We start from the raw sequence: 5,362 nt of genomic DNA, 5'->3' as shown, positions 1-5,362 counted from the left end.
TTGGAAAAAGTTCCTGGGATTGATGCCTTAGTCACTGGTCACCAACATCGAGAAATTGCTACAAAACTGAATGGAATACCTGTGATTCAACCAGGTTTTCGAGGAGCTTTCGTTGGAGAAATTACTTTAGAAATTGAACCTATGGCTAAAGGCTATCGCGTTATTGGAAGTGACGCAGCTATTCATCCTGTTGGAAACGAACAACCAGATACAGAAGTTTTAGCTTTGACAACAGCGTTACATGACGAGGTAGAAGAGTGGCTTGACCAACCAGTGGGAAATGTGGAAGGGGATATGACGATTCAAAATCCGAATGCCGTACGCCTAAAAGAACATCCATATATAGAATTTATTAATAACGTCCAAATGGCTTCAAGCGGAACGGATATTTCAGGGACTGCACTTTTTAACAATGAAGGCAAAGGGTTTAATAACCAAATTACGATGCGCGATATCATTACCAACTACATTTATCCAAATACTTTGGCTGTATTGCGTGTCACTGGACAAGACCTCCGTGAAGCGTTAGAACAAAGCGCTACTTATTTTGTGTTAGAAAAAGGCCAACCAATTTTTAACCCGAAATATGTCGATCCAAAACCACAATACTATAATTATGATATGTATGAAGGCATTGAGTATACACTTGATTTAAGACAACCGTTTGGTGAAAGAGTGACGAAACTTAATTATCATGGCAAAGCAGTGCAAGCAGAAGATGTTTTGGAAATCGTGACAAATCAATACCGAGCAGTCGGTGGCGGAAACTATCAAATGTTCCAACCTGAAAAAATTATTCGAGAAATTCAAATTGATATGACGGAACTGATTGCAGAATATTTAAAAAAACATCCAATCATTCAAGCGTCGACAAATGATAACTTCAAGGTTATCTGGTAAAAAATAGCAAAAAAAGCCTTCAACCATACAATTACTTGAAAGATGGTTGAAGGCCTTTTTTGAGTTAATAGCCTTTTTTTAAGGAAACTTGGTTTTTGACGAGGGTCTGATCCGTCACAAATTGATTTAAGTTTGGAATAAAAATCGCCAGTAATTTTGATTTGAACTTCGGTGTCATGCCAGAAATATGAGGTGTTAATAAAACATTCTGCATCTCCCATAAAGGGCTATCTTCGGGAAGAGGTTCTTCTTCAAAGACATCTAAGGCAGCAAAAGCAATGGTTTTATTGTTTAAGGCAGTTATCAAATCGTTCGTTGCTACTGAGGCGCCTCGACCAACATTTACGAAAATTGTTTCAGGAGCCATTTTTTCAAAAAGTGCCTGATTGTATAAATGTTTTGTTGTTTCAGTCAAAGGAAGAATGTTCACAACAATGGACATTTCATGGATAATTTTACTCATATTCTTCTGTGAATAGCATTCAATGAAGCCTTCCGTCACATGTCCAGAGGTATTCACGCCATAAACTTGAAGATTTAAACCTTTAGCAAATTTAGCTAATTGTTGTCCGATTTGCCCGGTGCCTACGATTAACATTTTTTGCCCAGAAAGTTGTTGATAGGAAGGGGCTGTTTGATTCCATGTGTGTTGCATTTGTTGTTGGATACTTTCTTGCAGTCCGCGGGTATGTGCTAATAAAACGCCTAAAACATGTTCTGAGATAGAAACACTATGGATTCCGCTACCATTAGACAACAGAATGCCTTTTTCTCTTAATTTATCAAAATCCATATAATCAGCACCAGCAGAAATGAGCTGAATCCATTTTAGGTGACTAGTATCAGAGGCTAATAAACGCGGACCAATTTCTTTATGCCAGCCTAACATAATTTCGATTGCCTCTTCTTCAGCAGAGGATAAATGATCGGTAGATGTTTTAACTAGATAATTGGGCGCCACAGCTTTCACTTGTTCCAGTTGTTCTTCGTTGAATACTTCATTTAAATAAATAATTGGTTGGTTCATCTTTCTTCCTCCTAGCACTTTTTATTGTATCAAAAATAAATTTAAAAGAGAAAAAGAAAGGCTTTTCAGTAAAGCAGAAAGCCAAGGGCAAAAATCCGATTTAGATTTTTGTCCTTGGCTTAAAAACTGCTAAAGTCCAGTGCTAACCTTATTTAGGTACGCCGTTTTCAAATAAACTTGTACTATGAACTGGTTGACGTCGAGCATCGGGCCGTAAGTAATGTAAAGCATTATTTACGGCAGTAGGTGCCTCACCAAATCCTGTAGCGATTAATTTCACTTTTCCCTCATAGGAACAGATATCCCCTACAGCGTATACACCAGGAATGTTAGTTGACATATCGGAATGAACATTAATAGCATTTCTAGAAACGTCTAATCCCCATTCTTTGAGGTGTGTTAAAGAAGAAGTGAAGCCATAATTGATAATTAAATCATCCAGAGGGAGATCCAATGTTTGGTCACCTTTTGTCTCCGTTAATTGGATGCCTGTGAACGTTTCATTTTCCTTTAAAATATCACTAATGATATAAGGAGTTCTGATAGAAACGCTAGATTTTTCCAGTTGTTCCACGCTATGTTCGTGGCCGCGAAATTGTGGGCGACGATGGATAATAGATACTTCTTCTGCGACGTTTTCTAGCATTAAAGCCCAATCAATTGCGGAATCGCCGCCACCAGCAATCGCAACTTTTTTGCCAGCGAATTTTTTCATGTCAGTCACATAATAATGGATTGACTCACCTTCAAAGGCTTCAACATTTTCGATAGCTAAACGTCGAGGTTGGAAAGCACCGTTACCAATCGCAAAGATAACCGTTTTAGAATAATGTGTGCCTTTAGTTGTGTCTAAGCGCAGAAGTCCATCTGCTTCCTGTGCAAGGTGTGTGACCTCTTCTTCCAAGCAAACATCGTGCTGAAATGGCTGCATCTGTTTTTCCAAATTGGCAATTAACTCACCGGCTTTAATAGCAGGGAATCCAGGAATATCATAAATATATTTTTCGGGATACAGCATTGTTAGCTGACCACCTAATTGCGGCAGGCTATCAATGATTTTCGTTTTCGCTTTACGAATTCCCGCATAAAAAGCGGCAAATAATCCAACAGGACCGCCGCCGATAATCGTTAAATCATAAATATCTTTTTCATCAGACATTTGAAAATTCCTCCTAATTCATTTAGGGTTGAGACAACTATTGATCGTTTTGCGAACACTTCACAAAATAGCACGGCTTTTCGAAAAAAGCAAGTTTGGCTAACGAATCAAAGCATTCTTTAATCATTGGAAAAAGATCATAGCAATTTTCAGCATTTTTCGATATGATGGAACTATAAAATAATTATCTAGGAGGACATTCTCATGTCAAAATTTCCACAATTAGATTTAGAAAATGCTAAAGGCCCAAAAGCGGTCATTAAAACAAACCGAGGCGACATCACTGTTCAATTATTCCCAGAACAAGCGCCTAAAACGGTTAAAAATTTTGTTGAATTAGCGAAAAAGGGCTACTATGATGGCGTTATTTTCCATCGTGTGATTCCTGATTTTATGATTCAAGGCGGTGACCCAACCGGAACAGGAATGGGCGGCGAAAGTATTTATGGAGAAGCATTTGAGGATGAATTTTCTCGGGATGTTTTCAATTATCTGTTGTTCCATTTTAACCAAATCAACTTCATAATGTCCGTTAACTTCTAGTAAAGAATGGCGCACAAGTCTACGCTCATTTTGTTTTACCACATCTGCAAAAGGGGGGTAGACTGGATCACAAATCATGACAGAATCAGCAGGTGCTGTATACGCTTGAACGGCTGTGGCCAAACTGGGTACCACGCCACTATTAAACAAAATTTCTTCTTTTTCAACAATCAATTGATGGTGTTGCCGTTGCCAATCTTGAATTGCTTGATACAGTTCATTAGGTGCAATCGCATATCCTAGAATGCCCTGTTCAATAACTTGTGACAAGGCATCAAGAATAGGCTGATGTACTTTGAAATCCATATCAGCAACCCATAAAGGTAGTAAATCTTTTTCGTGGTAACTCGTTTCAACGGTGTCCCATTTAACACAATTCGTGTGGCGACGATCAATGGTTTCATTAAAATTAAACATAAGATAACTCCTTTTCTTCTATATAAAGTCTTACTTCCTATAGTATAGTAGATTTTGCTTAAAAGATGAAACAATAGTTTTAACAACTAGGGAAGAAATAATGCACAAACGTTGAAAAAATGCTATTATTTTAAATGAGTAGAAACGGAAAAAGAAATTTATCGTATGAAAAGAGGAAATTTGATGAAGTACAAAATTGGTATGGTACTTTCTGGCACAATTACCGGACTTCAACCATATGGCGCATTTGTTTCTTTAGACGAAGAAACACAAGGACTGATTCATGTTTCGGAAGTACAAGCTGGCTTTACCAAAAATATCCATGGACTCTTAACCGTTGGACAAAAAGTAACCGTTCAAGTTATTGATGTTGATGAATATTCTCAAAAGATTAGCTTATCTTTACGGACCCTTGAAGACAAAGTTCATTCAGTGAACCATCGACGAAAAAAATATTTTACGGATAAGAATAAAAAAATTGGCTTTGCAACCTTAGACAAAGAACTTCCAGAATGGATTGATGAAGCAATGGATAAATTGCTTGAAAAATAATTCTGTATTTTTTCAGAAAGTGTGTTACAATTTCTTTTGTTAGTGAATCTAAAAATTAATTGAGGTGGATGTCGTGTCTAACAAAAAAGTCGCTGGAACAATCATACTGAACTTAAACGATGGTAGTAAAAAATTTTTGATGCATCCAATAGGTGAAGCGATTGAGTTTGCGATGGCAAAAGTTTCTGATGAGATGACGGGTTTAGCTAGTATGCTACAATGGTTCAAAGAAGAGGTTCAATTGGACGTTACTTCAATTAGCTTAGTAGAATTAACTAACGCGCATATCAATAAAGAAAATGTTCCGCTGTTTGTCTTCGAGATGGATGAACAAGCACTTAAAAATGAAATGGATAAAGACTATACATGGGTAGCACCTGCAGAATTAAAAACGATTTGGTCAAAATATCATATTGAAGGTGTCCCAATGTTTTAAACAAAAAAGAAAGAATCTGTCGATAATCGAACAGATTCTTTCTTTTTTTATGTTGGACGTAAAAAAGTTAATCGAACTATTTCAAATATATGATTCAAATTGTTCGATTTTTAGTAAGGAATTAAACTGTTTTGATAGACAATTAGGATTTAAAAAGTTTAAAAACGAAATAATTGAAAAGAATGAAAACAGATTGAAAACTTCTTTTAATTTTTTTGAAAAAAAGTGTTGACCAAACATCAAAATCTTGATATATTATTACATGTCGCAAGGCGAGTCACACAGCTGAGCGATTCAGAAATCAATAATTAAATAACAATTCTTGATT

Annotated in this window: 6 protein-coding genes and 2 pseudogenes; 5 read left to right on the top strand and 3 right to left on the bottom strand. The window is 36.6% G+C overall.

The window, feature by feature from the left end; genetic code table 11:
- Positions 1 to 900 (top strand): 5'-nucleotidase C-terminal domain-containing protein (locus KQI94_RS15430; RefSeq protein WP_216454590.1); only part of this gene is annotated, 900 nt, incomplete at its 5' end.
- A 64-nt stretch (positions 901 to 964) separates the two neighbouring features.
- Here KQI94_RS15430 and KQI94_RS15425 read toward each other — a convergent pair.
- Entirely contained in the window at positions 965 to 1,927 is a 963-nt protein-coding gene (locus KQI94_RS15425) for a phosphoglycerate dehydrogenase (RefSeq protein ID WP_002355148.1), read from the bottom strand.
- Positions 1,928 to 2,075: 148 nt separating this feature from the next.
- Complete coding sequence (locus KQI94_RS15420; RefSeq protein ID WP_002368301.1) at positions 2,076 to 3,086, bottom strand: NAD(P)/FAD-dependent oxidoreductase; 1,011 nt, start codon at positions 3,084 to 3,086, stop codon at positions 2,076 to 2,078.
- A 204-nt stretch (positions 3,087 to 3,290) separates the two neighbouring features.
- Here KQI94_RS15420 and KQI94_RS15415 point away from each other — a divergent pair.
- Positions 3,291 to 3,575: pseudogene (locus tag KQI94_RS15415) on the top strand (peptidylprolyl isomerase); the annotation flags it as partial.
- Here KQI94_RS15415 and KQI94_RS15410 read toward each other — a convergent pair.
- Positions 3,570 to 4,046: pseudogene (locus tag KQI94_RS15410) on the bottom strand (aminotransferase class I/II-fold pyridoxal phosphate-dependent enzyme); the annotation flags it as partial. The pseudogenes KQI94_RS15415 and KQI94_RS15410 overlap by 6 nt on opposite strands.
- A gap of 183 nt (positions 4,047 to 4,229) precedes the next feature.
- Here KQI94_RS15410 and KQI94_RS15405 point away from each other — a divergent pair.
- From KQI94_RS15405 to KQI94_RS15395, 3 genes are all read left to right on the top strand, one after another.
- The gene (locus tag KQI94_RS15405) at positions 4,230 to 4,598 is read left to right on the top strand and encodes a CvfD/Ygs/GSP13 family RNA-binding post-transcriptional regulator (protein WP_002365178.1); all 369 of its coding nucleotides are present in this window, start codon (positions 4,230 to 4,232) and stop codon (positions 4,596 to 4,598) included.
- 64 nt (positions 4,599 to 4,662) lie between these two features.
- Positions 4,663 to 5,034, top strand: a complete 372-nt coding sequence (locus KQI94_RS15400; RefSeq protein ID WP_002385270.1) for a hypothetical protein — start codon at positions 4,663 to 4,665, stop codon at positions 5,032 to 5,034.
- On the top strand, positions 5,018 to 5,266 hold the full coding sequence (locus tag KQI94_RS15395) for a hypothetical protein (protein ID WP_002387756.1): 249 nt from the start codon (positions 5,018 to 5,020) through the stop codon (positions 5,264 to 5,266). The genes KQI94_RS15400 and KQI94_RS15395 overlap by 17 nt, the downstream gene beginning before the upstream one ends.
- Positions 5,267 to 5,362: the final 96 nt, after the last annotated feature.

This window comes from Enterococcus sp. S183_ASV_20, assembly GCF_018919685.1.
Classification (GTDB): Bacteria; Bacillota; Bacilli; order Lactobacillales; family Enterococcaceae; genus Enterococcus; species Enterococcus faecalis.
Note: the sequence above shows the minus strand (reverse complement) of the source record. Positions and strands in the feature narration are given on the sequence as shown.